Source organism: Fibrella aquatica, from assembly GCF_041321135.1.
Classification (GTDB): Bacteria; Bacteroidota; Bacteroidia; order Cytophagales; family Spirosomataceae; genus Fibrella; species Fibrella aquatica.
The window spans coordinates 538,223-554,104 of record NZ_JBGGWF010000003.1 but is presented as its reverse complement, the minus strand read 5'-3'; the positions used below and the strand labels follow the sequence as shown (position 1 = coordinate 554,104).

The 15,882-nt window shown below is 52.3% G+C and carries 14 protein-coding genes; 6 read left to right on the top strand and 8 right to left on the bottom strand.

The genetic code is table 11. The features are described from left to right. Positions 1 to 24: 24 nt before the first annotated feature. Together ACAW87_RS09980 and ACAW87_RS09975 are read right to left on the bottom strand one after the other, a co-directional pair. On the bottom strand, positions 25 to 1,449 hold the full coding sequence (locus ACAW87_RS09980) for a Gfo/Idh/MocA family oxidoreductase (protein ID WP_370723232.1): 1,425 nt from the start codon (positions 1,447 to 1,449) through the stop codon (positions 25 to 27). Positions 1,450 to 1,591: 142 nt separating this feature from the next. Further along, entirely contained in the window at positions 1,592 to 1,888 is a 297-nt protein-coding gene (locus tag ACAW87_RS09975) for an SCP2 sterol-binding domain-containing protein (RefSeq protein ID WP_370723231.1), read from the bottom strand. Positions 1,889 to 2,075: 187 nt separating this feature from the next. Between ACAW87_RS09975 and ACAW87_RS09970 the strand changes: the two genes are divergently transcribed. Together ACAW87_RS09970 and ACAW87_RS09965 are read left to right on the top strand one after the other, a co-directional pair. Further along, positions 2,076 to 2,537, top strand: coding sequence for a hypothetical protein (locus tag ACAW87_RS09970; protein ID WP_370723230.1), 462 nt, complete (start codon positions 2,076 to 2,078; stop codon positions 2,535 to 2,537). Positions 2,538 to 2,686: 149 nt separating this feature from the next. Continuing rightward, on the top strand, positions 2,687 to 4,525 hold the full coding sequence (locus ACAW87_RS09965) for a glycoside hydrolase family 2 protein (RefSeq protein ID WP_370723229.1): 1,839 nt from the start codon (positions 2,687 to 2,689) through the stop codon (positions 4,523 to 4,525). 15 nt (positions 4,526 to 4,540) lie between these two features. Here the strand turns inward: ACAW87_RS09965 and ACAW87_RS09960 are convergent, their stop codons facing one another. After that, positions 4,541 to 5,737 (bottom strand): BamA/TamA family outer membrane protein, encoded by a 1,197-nt coding sequence (locus ACAW87_RS09960; protein WP_370723228.1) that lies wholly within the window; start codon positions 5,735 to 5,737, stop codon positions 4,541 to 4,543. 300 nt (positions 5,738 to 6,037) lie between these two features. On the opposite strand from ACAW87_RS09960, the gene ACAW87_RS09955 reads away from it, so the two are divergent. Continuing rightward, entirely contained in the window at positions 6,038 to 8,446 is a 2,409-nt protein-coding gene (locus ACAW87_RS09955) for an alpha-L-rhamnosidase-related protein (protein ID WP_370723227.1), read from the top strand. Positions 8,447 to 8,483: 37 nt separating this feature from the next. Beyond that, on the top strand, positions 8,484 to 8,726 hold the full coding sequence (locus tag ACAW87_RS09950; RefSeq protein ID WP_370723226.1) for a hypothetical protein: 243 nt from the start codon (positions 8,484 to 8,486) through the stop codon (positions 8,724 to 8,726). 425 nt (positions 8,727 to 9,151) lie between these two features. On the opposite strand, the gene sucC is transcribed toward ACAW87_RS09950, so the two are convergent. Next, complete coding sequence (gene sucC / locus ACAW87_RS09945) at positions 9,152 to 10,369, bottom strand: ADP-forming succinate--CoA ligase subunit beta (RefSeq protein ID WP_370723225.1); 1,218 nt, start codon at positions 10,367 to 10,369, stop codon at positions 9,152 to 9,154. Between the two features lie 115 nt (positions 10,370 to 10,484). On the opposite strand from sucC, the gene ACAW87_RS09940 reads away from it, so the two are divergent. After that, positions 10,485 to 12,128 (top strand): S8 family serine peptidase, encoded by a 1,644-nt coding sequence (locus tag ACAW87_RS09940; protein ID WP_370723224.1) that lies wholly within the window; start codon positions 10,485 to 10,487, stop codon positions 12,126 to 12,128. 172 nt (positions 12,129 to 12,300) lie between these two features. On the opposite strand, the gene ACAW87_RS09935 is transcribed toward ACAW87_RS09940, so the two are convergent. From ACAW87_RS09935 to ACAW87_RS09925, 3 genes are read right to left on the bottom strand one after another with little or no spacing between them, the layout of a single operon-like run. Continuing rightward, positions 12,301 to 12,534 (bottom strand): hypothetical protein, encoded by a 234-nt coding sequence (locus tag ACAW87_RS09935; protein WP_370723223.1) that lies wholly within the window; start codon positions 12,532 to 12,534, stop codon positions 12,301 to 12,303. A gap of 39 nt (positions 12,535 to 12,573) precedes the next feature. Next, on the bottom strand, positions 12,574 to 12,834 hold the full coding sequence (locus ACAW87_RS09930) for a Txe/YoeB family addiction module toxin (RefSeq protein WP_370723222.1): 261 nt from the start codon (positions 12,832 to 12,834) through the stop codon (positions 12,574 to 12,576). A 4-nt stretch (positions 12,835 to 12,838) separates the two neighbouring features. Then, the gene (locus tag ACAW87_RS09925) at positions 12,839 to 12,982 is read right to left on the bottom strand and encodes a type II toxin-antitoxin system Phd/YefM family antitoxin (protein ID WP_370723221.1); all 144 of its coding nucleotides are present in this window, start codon (positions 12,980 to 12,982) and stop codon (positions 12,839 to 12,841) included. Between the two features lie 187 nt (positions 12,983 to 13,169). On the opposite strand from ACAW87_RS09925, the gene ACAW87_RS09920 reads away from it, so the two are divergent. Next, positions 13,170 to 13,547: a gamma-glutamylcyclotransferase family protein gene (locus tag ACAW87_RS09920; RefSeq protein ID WP_370723220.1), complete on the top strand. Its 378-nt coding sequence runs from the start codon at positions 13,170 to 13,172 to the stop codon at positions 13,545 to 13,547. A 5-nt stretch (positions 13,548 to 13,552) separates the two neighbouring features. Here the strand turns inward: ACAW87_RS09920 and recQ are convergent, their stop codons facing one another. After that, positions 13,553 to 15,751 (bottom strand): DNA helicase RecQ, encoded by a 2,199-nt coding sequence (recQ, locus tag ACAW87_RS09915; protein WP_370723219.1) that lies wholly within the window; start codon positions 15,749 to 15,751, stop codon positions 13,553 to 13,555. Positions 15,752 to 15,882: the final 131 nt, after the last annotated feature.

Sequence of the window (15,882 nt, the reverse complement as noted above, 5' to 3'; positions counted from 1 at the left end):
GTTACGCCAAGCCTAAAACGACTTCTATAGCGTGTAACCGTTTGCGTAGTCACGTTTAACAAACTGATTGGCGTAATCGAAGTTGGTGATTTTCATGGCCTCACCATCCCACAGCAGCTTTTTACGCCCGGTAAACTGACCGTTTTCGCGGGCGAGGTAGCTGCGGGTGGCCAGATTACCCATTAGTACGGTTTCTGTCAGTGGCCCCGCCTGATCGAACGACGACGAGGTGTAGGCACCGTACCCCTGCTTACAGGCCTTTACCCACTGCTGCTGATGACCGTCTACTTTGCCATCTACCAGCGGGCGAATGGGTGCAACCTGGGTACGTCCATTGTTGTAGGCTGCAAATTTTTCAATGGGCAGTAGCTTGTAGCCATCACCAAAAAGCCCCGCCGATAGCATTCCCTTCGACCCAATAAACAGCATTCCGCCATCTTGATTAAAAAAGACCTGCTCATACGAAACACCTTCCGGCAACGGTGGTCGAATGCCGCCGTCGAACCACGACAGTTTTATTTCCTTCACCTTCTTATCATCGGAAGGAAAGGTCATGTGTACGCTTGACGAGGGGGGGCAAACGTCATCGAAGTGCGCTTCTTTGAAAAAATCGGCGTACACCGAGCCAACACTACACTCTACCGAAGTGGGGTATTTGAGCTTCAGCGCCCGGAAAGGTACGTCCATGAAATGGCAACCCATATCGCCCAGCGCACCGGTGCCAAAATCCCAGTAGCCGCGCCACCGGAAAGGCATATAAGCCGAGTGATAATCGCGGTACGGTGCGGTGCCGAGCCACTTGTTCCAGTCTACTTCGGCCGGAATCGGTTGCGATTCTCTCTTGTCTTTTGGCGACTGAACACCCTGCGGCCAAACCGGGCGGTTGGTCCAGCAATACACGGTGTGCACGTGACCGATTGTTTTTGCCTGAATCAGCGACTCAATATATCGGGTCGAATCACCGCTACTGCCCTGGTTGCCCATCTGCGTCACGACCTTGTTACGCCGGGCAGCTTCAGTGAGCATTCGGGCTTCGTAGATGTCGTGGGTCAGCGGTTTTTCTACGTACACATGCTTGCCAAGGTTCATGGCCGCCATGGCAATAGGCGCGTGCATATGATCGGGCGTCGAAATAATGACGGCATCGATAGACGTACCTGCCTTGTCGAGCATTTCCCGATAATCACGGAAATAAGGGGCTTTCGGAAACTGAGCGCGATATTTCACAGCTTGCCGGTCATCGACATCACATAGAGCCACAACATTGTCGGTTCCGCCGTTAACGGCCAACCGAATATTTACGTCTGCTTTTCCGCCGCACCCCACGGCTGCTATGTTCAGCTTATCGGAAGGAGCTATAAATCCTTTTCCAAGTACATGACGAGGCACAATAGTGAACGCCGCCGCAGCCAGCGTACCCGATTTGATGAAGGTTCTACGAGAAGTCACGAGAGTGAAAGAGTAAATGCCGAAAGAGTGAATGGTAAAAAAGTGATCAAGCTGTCAAATTACTAATTTGTTAACTCATTCGCTCTCCCCCCTTTTCAATTCCAGTGCACTCTTTCGCCATTCACTCTTTCACTCATCAAAACTAGCCCATTACCTGCCCCATCTTCATGGCAATGCCCATGTCGCCTTTTACTTTCAATTTTCCCGTCATAAAGGCCATCATCGGGTTCAGGTCGCCCGTTGCCATGCGCTCCAGATCGGCCACTTTAACGTGTAATTCCGTGTCAGCAGGCTGATCGTCGTTTGTCACAACAGTGGGCGATTGTTTGGCATCGATAAAGACAATACCCTGATCTGTAACGAGTTTAGCGGTAGCATCCAGACTATCAGCGCTTGCTACGCGGGTGCGGATATTGTCAGTCAGTTCCTGAAGTGTCATGTTTCTGGTTTAAATATGGTTTTTTTGTAAACTCTACGGGGTAAAACTATTGCCGTAACCAGAAGTTCACAACTAAATAATAGTTTGATGTTTGTGGTTTGATGTTTGAGGTTGCGCTGCTTGAGAAAAGTTAGTTGGTTGGCAGCGCAACCTCAAACATCAAACCACAAACATCAAACTTCCCTTTATGCGCTCTCAATTTCTTACCATACTCTGTATTTTCTCGTTTCTTAGCTGTGGCTGGGGCATCATTGAAAGTAGCGTGGCACTTTCTGATCCTGATCAGGTGGCGAAAACGCCGTTTACGGGCCACAAACCAAGCAACGAAGCCAACCCCGATCGGCGCGACCCTCGTAACTTCTACGAAGACAGCGGAGCCAACAGCGACAACCCAATGCCCGAAGACCCGCGTGTGGTGCGGCAACTTAGCATGGCCCAACTCGTTTACTCCCTTGTTACACTGCTCGGCGTGGGCCTGATGTTCAGACTTCGTAAAATCGGGTTCTACATCTATATCGTAGGCGCTCTGCTAGGCTTCGGTCTTCCCCTCTACTTCGTCGGGCTAGCTAGTCTGGGTACATCGTTCAGTGTTTTCTTCAGCGTTCTCTTCGCCGTTATGTACGGCTTCTGCCTCAGGGAAATGAAATAGGATGTTGGATGTCGGATTTTGGCTGTCGGATTTGGTAAGCAAGTGTAGCGTCCAGTATCCGATATCTGATATCCAAACACCCTAAAATCAGTTTCGGTGAACCCGTTGGGCCGGGGCGGGTTTGGTACGTATCAACTACGTTCCTGAACATGCACCCAACGTACCGAAATTTCAACTTAACAGAGAGTCTGCCAGCGCCTGCCGTTGTGACTGGTCCAATCAACGAACTTCCGCGCGCCGTTCTGCGCTCGAATACGTACCTGCTGCTCGACGGCGAATGGCGGTTTACGCACGACCTCAACGATGAGGGACTCGAGCAACAGTGGCAGTTGGGTCACGAATACCCACACACAGCCCATTGGCCCGGATCGGTGGAAGACCACATTGCCCAGGCCCATCAGCTAGAAGACGGACCGGGTTGGCAGGATAAAGTGGTCGTTTGGTACGAACGGGAATTCAACTTACCTGACCGCGAACCCAATAGCGGTAACCAGTTGCAACCCATGTTCCAGCTTACGTTTGGTGCCTGCGGCTACGAAACACAGGTGTGGCTGAACGGCAAGCCTTTGCAAACCATTGAAGGGGAAAGTGTGCATTACGGCGAATACACGTCCTTTTCCTACGAATTGGGCGAGAGTTTACTGTTGCCCACCAATCGACTAACGGTGCGCATTGCCGATACCATGGATGCCGATCTGCCGCGCGGAAAGCAGGAGTCGTCGGTGTATAAACGGGGTGGCATCTGGTATCAAACTTACACCGGAGCTGTACGCAGCGTATGGCTCGAACCCGTTGAACGCAACCGCCTCCGGTCACGGATAGGCGTGGTCAGCATCATTGAAGATGACCTCGTGCGCTTCAACCTTACCACCCGCATTCACGACCCCGGTCACTACACGCTGCATCTTCAGATTGATGATCAGGCCAACCCGGAGGCAGGTCCACTGGCTACCGACGATTTTCCGTTGCACCTCGAGTTTGGCCAGAAAAACCAACGCGTGGTTGTCAAACTGCCCGACGCTAAACTATGGTCGCCCGACAGCCCGCAGCTATACCGCCTAACGGCACAACTGATTGACGAGAAAGGCAACAAAGCCCAGATAGAAGCCCACTTCGGACTACGCAAAGTGGAATCGCGCGGGTGTTGTGTGTATCTCAACGGACAGTCGACGTACCTGGACGGTATTCTTTACCAACCCGGTCGTGCTACATACGAAGAAATGAAACGCCATTTCTACGCCATGCAGGCCCTGGGCTGTAATCTGGTACGCGTACACATTGCCGGTATCGATCCGCGCATTTACAACCTGGCCGACGAGCTAGGCTTGCTGTTATGGGTGGAAGTGCCCAGTCCGCACCGATCAAACGCCCGAAGCCGCGCCAACCACCGCGCCGAGTTGGAGCGAATGCTGACCCTGATTGAAACCCATCCGTCGGTCATTATCTGGAGTTTGTACAACGAAGACTGGGGTGCCGAAGACATTGCCACCAACCCCGAAACACGGCAGTATATCGTAGATATGTATCACCATATGCATATCAATCACCCACAGTTTCTGGTGGTCGATAACGATGGCTGGCGGCACATTTCGCAGGAAGGTCGGTTGAAGTCTGATCTGCTCACCGTTCACCTTTACACACCAGATATCAGCCACTGGCGCAACCTGCTCGACCGGCTTACGCGCGGTGATCTGGAAGGCGTGGCGGCTTTTCCGCTGGTAGTGGGCGATCCATTCTTTTACCGGAAACAGGTGCCACTTATTGTGAGCGAGTGGGGCGGCTTTGGCTTTGCCAACTACGGCGGCCCCGAAGATGCTGAAGACCGTACGTCGCGTATTCGCCAGTTCAAAACCGAACTTCGCGCCCGATCTATTGCCGGAGACGTGTACACCCAGGCTACCGACATTGAAGACGAACGCAATGGCCTGATAGACCCCCAAACCGGCGAACTCAGCGTGCCGGCAGGATTGCTTAGATCGGGCAACTAGGTACGCGCGCTTCCATCAAAAAGACTCACCCGTGAAAATATAAAATCCGGTACCCTGACGGGTAAAGCCCACGTCGAACCGTAAAAAAACATCTTTTTTGGGATACAACAGATAGCGTAATCCCGCCCCACCGGTAGGCTGCACGTCGCGCCAGCGGAGCTTGTCCCAGCTTGGCGCGACGGCTCCGGCCGAGGCAAATACGGCCCCGCCAAACCGCTTGCTGAACGGGAAAGGCAATAGCCGGTATTCGGCCTGAGCCGCCAGTTGACTGCGATCGCGGTAACGCCCGGCGTAGAAACCCCGCTGAATCATTTCGCCCCCCATCAGCGCCAGCTGATTGAACGGCACAGCCCCCCCGGTTTGCAAACCATATACCTGCGTAGCGAAAACACTTCTTTTGGATAAGGCAAAATATTTACGAAAATCGAGCAGGGCGCTATAGAACGAATAGTCACTGATAAAGCCATCGTACGAACGCAGGTAGGCGAGTTCCGCGTAGATACCACGTCGGGTATTGAGCGGATTTCGGCGGCTGTCGTACACCAGACCGCCTCCAGTGCTTAAGTTGGTCGTACCGCTGCTGCCACGGGGACGTTCATAAGTTCTGTCTATAGGCTGAATAAACTGAGCACCAGCCAACGACTGAAAATCTACCTCAATACCGCCAAACAGATTAGGCACAATTTTTTTGAGAGCCCGTTGCCGAATTTGCAGGTACGTCCCATCGATGCGGGCGGGTTCGTTCTCGTTTTGAACGGGTCCAACACCATAATAAAGTAGGGGAAAATATTGGAATCGGCTGCGGCCCAACAAAACCCAGCGATCATCGAAACCGTACACAAAATTATCGATAGCCAACCCGTACTGCCCTTTTAGTGTACCAAAGCCAAACGCCTGAATCTCACTTAATCGGCTGCGTTTAAGGTCATTTCGGGCATGAAACAGTAACAATCCTGACAGTCCCAGTTCGAAACTGGTCTCCGGCGAATAGGCCAGCGTTGGGTAGAAAAGCAACCGGGGGCTGGAAGGGGGCAATGTATCATTAAGAAATTGGTCAGCAACGCGTTTAAAAAAAGTACCGGGTCCTTTCTGCCCCCATACTTGTGCCGGGCTACCCATTAGCAACAATAACCCGGTTACGCCACAAAGTCGGTTAAACCAGCGGTTAAGATGCAGTTGCCGACTATCTTTCGTGAGGAACAAAGGTTCCAATTTTTCAGCCCGTTGACGACGTGTATTTTGTATATGCATAAAAGTAATTCGTAACCAGAGTATGGGCCTGACTAGTTAACAACTCAGCAAGGCAATTTGTCATAGCATAACGTAATCATAACAGTGACCGATCGCAGTCTGTGCGATTCAGACCGTAGTTTTAATCCGGTAAAGTGTATTACGCTTACAGGATCGGGTATTCACGGGAAGATCTACCCGCTTTAACGCGCGCGGGTTATCGCATCAAACACGGAAAACCCTATCAGACGGGCTGAAGCCTGTGTTGCCTATCTTTGCTTCATGCGCCACCTACCTCTACTCCTCCTCTTTTTATTCGGTTCTACGCTCTGTGCCCAGCCTGTTTACCAGCCGCCCAAAAGTACCCCGTCTTCAAAATGGGAAACGAAAACCTGGGACGCGAAGTGGTTGGTTCACCCATCAACATTGGTCCGGCAATACGGCGTTTATCACTTCCGCAAAAGCATTAGTCTTCCGCAGAAACCCGCACGGTTTGTGGTTCATGTATCGGCCGATAACCGGTATAGGTTGTTTGTGAATGGCAAAGCGGTGGCCATTGGCCCTGCCCGGAGCGACCCGCAGCACTGGAATTACGAAACGCTGGATCTGGCTCCGTTCATGCAGGCGGGTACCAACGTGCTGGCGGCTCAGGTATGGCACCTCGGCGAGTCGGCTCCGGTATCACAAATGAGCTACCAATTGGGCTTTATTATGCAGGGCGATGGTGAGGCCGAGAAAATCGTGAACACCAATGCCACCTGGAAAGTGTTGCAGAACCCCGCCTACGTACCTGTAAAAAATGATATTGCTCGCCTGAAAACGTATATCGTGGTTGGCGATGGTGATCGGGTCGATGCCAGTCTCTATCCGTGGGGTTGGGAAAAAACCGATTTCAATGATAGCGCCTGGGTACCCGCTAAGCCAACCTGGTTTTCGGCCAAAGCGCGTGGTCTGGGATCCGACGGAAACTGGGGTTTAGTACCACGAACCATCCCGCCAATGGAGAGTCGGCCGGTACAACTGTCCGGTATACGCCGGGCCGAAGGAGTTACCGTTCCGGGCGGGTTTGTAGCAGGTAAAACTACGTTCGTTGTCCCCGCTAAAACCAAAGCCACGATTCTTTTCGACCAGAAAACGCTGACCAACGCCTATCCCGAGCTAACGGTTTCGGCGGGGAAAGGCGCGTCGATGACGTTGACCTACGCCGAAAGTCTGGTCGACGCGAAAGGCCAAAAAGGCAACCGAGACGAGATAGACGGCAAAGAAATTATTGGTTTCGACGATCAGTTCGTTGCCGATGGCGGGCAACAACGGCTCTTTCGGCCGCTCTGGTTCAGGACCTACCGTTATCTGCAATTATCGATTCAGACGGCCGACGAGCCACTCACCGTTAACCGCTTACAGGGCGATTACTCGGCTTATCCGTTCGAACAAAAAGCAACCTTTTCCACCCCCGACAGTAGCCTTTCCCGCGTGTGGGACGTAGGTTGGCGCACAGCCCAGCTCTGCGCGGGAGAAACCTATTTCGACTGCCCTTATTATGAACAGTTGCAATACGTAGGCGACACCCGGATTCAATCGCTGATTTCGCTGTATGTTACCGGCGACGATCGATTGATGCGGAAAGCACTGCTCGAATATGACAACAGCCGCCTTCCCGAAGGCCTCACCCAAAGCCGTTACCCTTCTGCCGACCAGCAGGTGATTCCCCCATTTTCGCTGTTCTGGGTGTGCATGGTTCACGATTTCTGGATGCACCGTCGCGACGACGCCTTTGTCAGCGCACGCCTCGACGGTATTGAACGCGTGCTGAACTGGCACGAAACTCGCCTCGACCCCGTTACCGGCCTGAATGGCGACCTTGCCTGGTGGAATTTCGTGGACTGGGCGTGGCCCTGGAATCAGGCCGATAACATTGGGGGCGTTCCGGCGGGGGCACATAAGGGCGGTTCGAGCATTCTGACCCTGCAACAGGCGTATACGTACCTGCGCGCCGCCGATCTGTTTGCGCATTACGGCCAGAATCAGAAAGCCGAACACTACCGCGAAGTAGCCCGCCGACTCAACAAAGTAGTGATGGATCGGTGCTGGGTTCCGGCCCGTGGCCTGCTGGCCGATACGCCCGACAAAGCTCAGTTCAGCCAGCACGCCAACCTATTGGCTATACTGACCAACGCCATACCGACCGCTCAGCAACGCAGCGTATTGACGACGTTAATGCGCCCCACGTCGGCGGACAGTTTACGACCCGCTACGTATTACTTCAAGTTTTATCTGTTTCAGGCGCTGAAAAAAACCGGCATGGGCGACGCATTCATTTCTGAGTTGCAACCCTGGCACACCATGATTGCCAACGGCCTAACCACTTTCGCCGAACAGCCCGAGCCAACCCGCTCGGATTGCCACGCCTGGAGTGCCTCGCCGGTTTACGAATTTCTGTCGACGGTGTGCGGCATCAATCCTGCCGAGCCGGGGTTCCGTTCGGTCAACATCACGCCCTATCTGGGTACGTTAGCCCGCGTAGCCGGTAGCCTCCCCCACCCCGCTGGTACGATCTCTGTTCGCTTCGAGAAAGGCCCCAACAACACGCTAACCGGCGAAGTAACCTTACCCGACGGCATTCCCGGCACACTTCGCTGGCAGGGACGTACCCAGCAATTGAAGCCGGGAAAACAGATGGTGAGTTTGTAGAGTAAGACTATTGTAAAAACAAGAGATCTTACGTAAATTGACTAAAAAAGACCTGAGCGTTACAGATATAAAAACAGGCATTCATCGCTTGGTTGATGTCGTTTCCGATGAAACCCTGCTGACAGCAGTGTATACGTTGTTAGATAGTCAAGCGGCTAACGAACGTGATTTCTGGGATGACCTTTCGCCTGAACAACAAGCTGACATTCAACTAGGCTTGGCCGATTTGGAGGCGAACCGAGTCAAATCAGCGGCTACAGTCTTTGCCCGATATCAGTAATGGACACGCCTTATGAAGTTGTTTTTTCAGAACACGCCGTTACAAAACTGGACTACATCGTAAACTATTTGGGCCAAAACTGGTCTCAAAAAGTAAAGACAGATTTCCTTTCAGCTGTCTCAGATAAAGTGTAATTATTGGCTTCCATGCCTTACATGTACAGAGCGTCAGCACACATGCCAGGTTGCCGTAAGTGCATAGTAAATCGGCAAATAATCCTCTATTACAAAGTCAATGATGAATTGAAGCGGATTGAGGTGATTACACTTCAAAGCAGCCGTTCGAACAAATAGTTAGTTAACAAACGTACCTACGGGCTGGCGCGAGTGTTTACTCGTGCCAGCCTCTAGCCTAGCCTGCTTTTTTACATAATAAGGGCGCTCCTGTTTCCAAGAGCGCCCTTATTATGTAAAAAAGCAGGTACGTTACAGAGCAGCAATCACCTGACGAACTTTCTCAGCGGCTTCTTTCAACTCAACGGCCGATTGCACTTTCAGGCCCGACTCGTCGATGATGCGTGCGCCTTCGGCGGCGTTGGTGCCCTGAAGGCGCACGATGATTGGAACCGGAATATCGCCGATGGCTTTGTACGCCTCAACAACACCCGTGGCCACACGGTCGCAACGAACGATACCACCGAAGATATTGATCAGAATGGCTTTTACATTTGGGTCTTTCAGAATGATCCGGAAACCGGCTTCTACCGTCTTGGCGTTGGCTCCACCCCCAACATCCAGGAAGTTGGCCGGCTCACCACCCGACAGTTTGATGATATCCATGGTAGCCATCGCCAAACCGGCTCCGTTTACCATACAACCCACGTTACCGTCGAGTTTTACATAGTTCAGATCGTTGGCTGATGCTTCTACTTCGAGGGGGTCTTCTTCCGAAGCATCGCGGTAGTTGGCCAGATCGAGGTGACGGTACAAGGCATTGTCGTCGATGTCTACTTTGGCATCAACGGCCAGAATCTTGTTATCGGATGTTTTCAGAACGGGGTTGATCTCAAACATCGACGCGTCTGAGTCTACATAGGCTTTGTAAAGGGCAGTCACGAATTTGACCATCTCTTTAAACGCCTCACCGGTCATACCCAGTCCAAACGCGATTTTCCGAGCCTGGAACGGTTGCAGACCAACCGTTGGGTCGATCCATTCTTTAACGATTTTTTCGGGCGTATGCTCGGCAACCTCTTCAATGTCCATGCCCCCTTCGGTGCTGGCCATGATGACGTTACACGCTTTTGCGCGGTCGAGCAGAATGCCGATATACATCTCTTTGGTATCGCTTTCGCCCGGATAATATACATCCTGAGCTACCAACACCTTATTCACTTTTTTACCTTCGGGACCAGTCTGGATAGTTACCAGCACGTTTCCGATCAGGTTCTTAGAGATTTCGCGCACGTCGTCGACCGATTTGGCGAGGGCTACGCCGCGTTGCGTACCGCCTTTAATCTGGCCTTTTCCGCGCCCACCGGCATGGATTTGCGATTTCACGACGACAAACTTCGAGTTTGTTTGTGCCATGATCAATTTGGCGGCTTCAACCGCTTTTTCGGGCGACTCGGCAACGATGCCTTCCTGAATCCGAACGCCGTAGCGTTTCAATATTTCTTTACCCTGATATTCGTGGATGTTCATACGGACAGCAACACGCGTTGATTAATGCCCGCAAGTTAGGTCTAAAATAGATTTACTCTTGCTATAACCTGTAAGTGACTACACATAAACGAGGATTTCAGCGTTATTTAGGGTAATGAAAAAAACATCACTCTCCGGGCCTTTAGCGCTGGCCATGATGGCCAGCCTCAGCCTGCCTATCTGCGGGGCGGCGCAATCGCTCAATCCATCCACGAGGTTCAACCAGTGGTCGTATAAAGATCCCGCCACCGATTCTATTCCCGGCATCAGTCTCGATAAAGCGTACCAACTGCTGAAAGGCCGCAAATCGGTTCCCGTTACTGTCGGCGTAGTCGATTCCGGAATCGATCTTGCGCATGAAGACCTGCGTGATGTGATCTGGAAAAACCCAAGAGAAACACCCGGCAATAACGCAGACGATGATAAAAACGGGTACGTCGATGATATAAACGGCTGGAATTTCATGGGTGCCAAAGACGGCACGACCTATGAAGCCGACTTGGACGAAGTAGGGCAGATCACGACGGAATGGGGTGCTAAATTTGAGAAAGCCGATACTACTAAATTATCGGCTGCTGAGAAAAAGCAGTACGCCATTTACCAACAAGCAAAAGGAAGGTATCAGATTACCAACGCCCGCGCCAACTCATTGCGCGTACTTGTGCGCGATTCGGTTACCTACGGCCGAGGCATGGATGCTATGGCTAAACTGCTGGTCGGCAAGCCGTTTGAGCGCGAAAGTATTACCAGCGCCCAAACGGGTACAGACACAGCCGCTTTAGGCGCCAAAAACCTGCTGACCGAAATTTTCTCGCCACAGGCAGGTACGTTCGATAACCTGATCACCCGCGTCAAAATGGTGTACGGTCAACTGAAACCGCTTGTGCTTTCTGACGTTGGCGGCGAAACACCGCCCACAAGCGCACGTAAAGCTGTTGGCGATGACCCGAACAATCCGAATGAGCGCTTTTACGGAAGCCCTAAACTGATTATTGGCAATTCGGAAGAACTGGCCATGCACGGCACCCACGTAGCCGGTATCATTGGCGCAAAACGGGGCAACGGCACTGGCGTCGACGGTGTAGCCGACAACGTACGCTTGATGATGGTTGGCGTGGTCCCAAGTGGCGGCGACGAACGCGACAAAGACGTAGCCAATGGTATTCGCTACGCCGTTGACAACGGAGCGAAGGTGATCAACATGAGTTTCGGAAAGCGGTTTTCGCCGTATAAAGAAGCCGTTGATGCAGCTATCAAATATGCCGAAGAGAAAGATGTGCTGCTGGTTCATGCGGCGGGCAACAACGGTGAAAACGTTGATTCACTACCAACGTACCCACGCCCGGAGTACGAAAACGGCACCATCGCTAAAAATTATATGACAGTAGGCAATTCGACCCGTCGGTTGGGTTCTGCCCTGCCTGCTTCATCGTCGAACTACGGCACCCGCGTGGATCTGTTTGCCCCCGGCACCGATATTGATGCCACAACGCCGCGCAATACTTATCAGGCTCTGACAGGCACCAGCATGGCGGCTCCCTGCGTAGCGGGTGTGGCGGCGTTACTTCGCTCGTATTTCCCAAATCTGACCGCCATTCAGGTGAAAGACATTCTGATGAAGAGCGCCTATAAACCCGATATAATGGTTCGTCTGCCGGGCCGCGCCGGTGGGTCAATGGTACCATTCAGCACCCTCAGCAAATCGGGCGGCATTGTCAACGCCTACGAAGCCGTGAAGATGGCAATGGCGGTGAAATAAACTTGGTTCAAAAGTCCAATGTCTAAGTGTTCAAGGTTGCTCCGCTATATATAAATGCGGATCTACGTTGAACCCTTTGTTTTTTGAAAATTAGAGGGTTCAACCTCTAAAGTTGCTCCGCATTGAAATAAAGCGAAGCAACTTTAGAGGTTGAACCCTTGAACTTTAGACCCTACTCTACATCCCCTACCAGCACCGCGGCCTCATGGAGTAGTTCGGTTGCACAGATTTCATCTGTGAATGCTTCTATGGTCGTATCTACCACTCCTAAATCCACCAGCAGGCGTGGGGACTGTTCGTCGGCAACAAAACCTGCCAATGCCCGGCCTACATAGAGCATATGCAGCGCCGAGAGCAACGTGGGCAATCGTTGACTATGGCGGGTTTGCGGTTCTTCAGAATGCATATATGATTTCGAAAAGAAGTGAGTTTTGAAACGATCAAACTAGTGGTGAAAGCGACACTGAATGATCAGCATACGTTCATCATCTACTTTGTACACTAACCGATGTGCATCGGTAATACGCCATGACCAGTAGCCGCGTAAATTGGCTTTCAAGGCCTCCGGCTTGCCAATCCCATCGAACGGGGATCGCATGCAATCTTTAATCAACCCATTAGTACGCTTTAGTAGTTGTTTGTCAGTCGGTTGCCAATACAAATAATCTGACCAGGCATCAGGATCCCACGATAGTTGTCGTTTCATACGATTACTCGTCATCCATCAGATCATGCGCTTCGTAGTGCCCCTGTTCAGCGCGCGCAATAGCGGCCGCCAGTCGTTGGCGATTACGCTCCGAGCTTAATAGATGCATCGTTTCCTGCCAGCCATTGTATTCATGCAGCGAAATCACCACGGCATTCTTGTTGTTAGGACGGTTACCACCACAACATCTGCGTCGTTGACCACGGCGTCTAGTTTTTCGCGTAAATTCTGCCGGAAATCCGACAAGCTAACTACTTACATGCTCCTCTGTTAGTATGTTGTACAATTTTACGGACGCAAATTTGTACAACCTCAGTTTACTTTACGAAGTTTACATGCATCTATTCGTCTACGGCACCCTACGCAATACCTATGACAACCCGATGGCGCAACTGTTGCGAAAAAATGCAACACTGCTTGGTCACGGCTACGTACCTGGTCGCCTGTTCAACTTAGGCTGGTACCCCGGCGCTACCTACGAACCCGACAGCCCCTACCGCGTTTGGGGCGATGTATTTACACTGATCGACGAAACGATTCTAGAACAGCTTGACGAGTACGAAGGCATCGAAAACCAGGCTGACGATGAATACGCCCGCCTCGATGTACCTGTGCAGATGGGTGAAACCCAGGTACGTTGCCAGATGTATGTATTTCTGAAGCCAGACGGTCAACAGACGTTGATCGAGTCCGGTAATTTTCTGGAGAAATAACCTTCTCATCGCCCCATTAACGCAATCGTGATGTTGATTTTTCCGTAATCGTAGCGGCCTTCCAGGTGTTCGAAAACGGGCTTGGTGCGGTTTTCTTCGAGGCCAACCGTAGCAATAGCGGCTTCGATTTCGCGGCGTTCGGCAGGCGTAATCAGGCTTTCCAGGTCTACATCAAATCCGCCCTGGCTGAGCTGAATCAGGTGATTGGCGATGCTCGATGGCCCTAGCTCGCGTGCCTGCGCAATCTGCTGAATAGTCATGCCCTGCTGATACAGCTCCAGCGTCATCTGTTGGGTGGTGCCTTTAGGCTTCGCCGTTTCGCGCGGGCGACGGACATCCGGGCCTCCCGGCGTGGAAGCCGTACCCACACTAACTCCCAAATAGCCGGCAATCTCGGTCAGGAAGGTGGTGCCAAACATTTCCAGCTTTCGTTCACCCACACCCGATACGTTTCGGAAGGCGTCGGGCGAAGTGGGTCGCTGACGGGCCATATCTTCCAGCGTTGAGTCGGTAAAAATCACATACGGCGGCACGTTCTGTGCATCGGCAATGCGCTTGCGAAGTACACGCAACCGCTCGAACAATTCGTCGCGGTTTCCGTCGGTGCGGGTACGTGCCGCTTTTTCCACCACCGGCTTGGGGGCATCGTCGGGCCGGACAAGGCTGATCGTTTTTCCGTTGAAGAGCACATCGTCGGCCAATAACCCTTTGCGCAGGGCGTAGTGATTTTCGTAGGCTACCTCAATTACACCGATATTAATGAGCTGATGGAGGTAACTGCGCCACTCTTCAAATTTCAGATCGGCTCCGGCTCCGTAAGTCTTAATCTTATCGTAGCCTTGGGAGATCACCGCGTTACTCCGCGAGCCACGCAATACATCGATCAGCACGTTCATAGGTACGCGTTCGCCCAGTCGGATAATGGCCGACAACGCCTTTTGTGCCACCGTTGTGGCATCGAAGGTTACGCGGGGGTTGCGGCAAACGTCGCAGTTGCCGCAGGGTTCGGGTAGCTGTTCCGAGAAGTACGAAAGCAGAATCTGGCGGCGACAGGTATTGGCTTCGGCATACTGCTTCATCCGTTCCAGCTTGGCCAACTGCAATTCCAGGTTGGCCGGCTTGTTTTCGGTGAGCATCTGCGTATAGGTGGCCACATCGGCAAAACTGTAGAACAGCACCGTTTGCGAGGGCAATCCGTCGCGCCCGGCCCGGCCAATTTCCTGGTAATAGCCCTCAATATTTTTGGGCATGTTGTAGTGCATCACCCAGCGCACGTTGCTTTTATCGATGCCCATACCGAAGGCAATGGTGGCACACATGATCTTCACATCGTCGCGCAGAAACGCTTCCTGAATCCGGGCACGTTCACCCGATTCCATACCAGCATGGTAGAACGCGGCCGAGAAACCTTTCTCCATCAACTTCGTCGCCAGCGTTTCGCACGATTTCCGGCTCAGGCAATAGATAATGCCCGACGTATCGGGTTTCAGGCTCAGCAGTTTGGTGATCTGCCCAATGCGGTTGGTGCCGGGCATCACCTGTAAGCTCAGGTTATGGCGATTAAACGAGGCGATAAACACGGCCGGATCTCGCATATCGAGCCGGTCAGAAATATCCTGCCTCGTAAGGCGGTCGGCGGTGGCGGTCAGGGCAATAATCGGTACGCTCGGAAACCACTTTCGTAAGGTATTCAACTGCGTATACTCCGGTCTGAAATCGTGCCCCCACGACGAAATACAGTGTGCTTCATCGATGGCGAACATCGACAGCTTCATCCGATTCAGGAACACGTAGAACGATTCGGACAGCAGCTTTTCGGGCGACACGTACAACAACTTAATCGTACCGTTCAGGCAGTTGGCTTCCACCGCCCGCATCTCTTTTGCGCCCTGCGAACTGTTGATAAATGCCGCCGCAATACCATTCAGGTGCAAGGCTTCTACCTGATCTTTCATCAGCGCAATCAACGGCGAGACAACCACACACAGGCCGGGCATCATCAGGGCCGGAATCTGAAAACAGACCGATTTTCCGCCGCCGGTCGGCATGAGCACAACGGTATCCCGGCCACTCACAATCGACTGAATAATAGCCTCCTGCATTGGCCGGAAGCGATCATAACCATAGTACCGTTTCAGGTACGAAACGGGGTCCTGACCGGTGGGTTCCTGACGAGTTGGGAGGGGCGATTGTCCTGTTAACATACGGTGGCAAAGCGAAAATTTAGTCTAGTAAAGATACGGAAAACCAGAGAGTCGGCGAAAGGTGAGCGCTGCAAAGCAACAGCAACCGGCTTACCCGCTCCGCAAACTGACGAGCAGGCGGTTTAACTGGT

Bases quoted from the DNA above. Each gene is read 5' to 3' on its own strand.
- ACAW87_RS09975 (WP_370723231.1), bottom strand. From the start codon at position 1,888: ATGACACTTCAGGAACTGACTGACAATATCCGCACCCGCGTAGCAAGC.
- ACAW87_RS09970 (WP_370723230.1), top strand. From the start codon at position 2,076: ATGCGCTCTCAATTTCTTACCATACTCTGTATTTTCTCGTTTCTTAGC.
- ACAW87_RS09965 (WP_370723229.1), top strand. From the start codon at position 2,687: ATGCACCCAACGTACCGAAATTTCAACTTAACAGAGAGTCTGCCAGCG.
- ACAW87_RS09955 (WP_370723227.1), top strand. From the start codon at position 6,038: ATGCGCCACCTACCTCTACTCCTCCTCTTTTTATTCGGTTCTACGCTC.
- sucC (WP_370723225.1), bottom strand. From the start codon at position 10,369: ATGAACATCCACGAATATCAGGGTAAAGAAATATTGAAACGCTACGGC.
- ACAW87_RS09940 (WP_370723224.1), top strand. From the start codon at position 10,485: ATGAAAAAAACATCACTCTCCGGGCCTTTAGCGCTGGCCATGATGGCC.
- ACAW87_RS09935 (WP_370723223.1), bottom strand. From the start codon at position 12,534: ATGCATTCTGAAGAACCGCAAACCCGCCATAGTCAACGATTGCCCACG.
- ACAW87_RS09930 (WP_370723222.1), bottom strand. From the start codon at position 12,834: ATGAAACGACAACTATCGTGGGATCCTGATGCCTGGTCAGATTATTTG.
- ACAW87_RS09920 (WP_370723220.1), top strand. From the start codon at position 13,170: ATGCATCTATTCGTCTACGGCACCCTACGCAATACCTATGACAACCCG.
- recQ (WP_370723219.1), bottom strand. From the start codon at position 15,751: ATGTTAACAGGACAATCGCCCCTCCCAACTCGTCAGGAACCCACCGGT.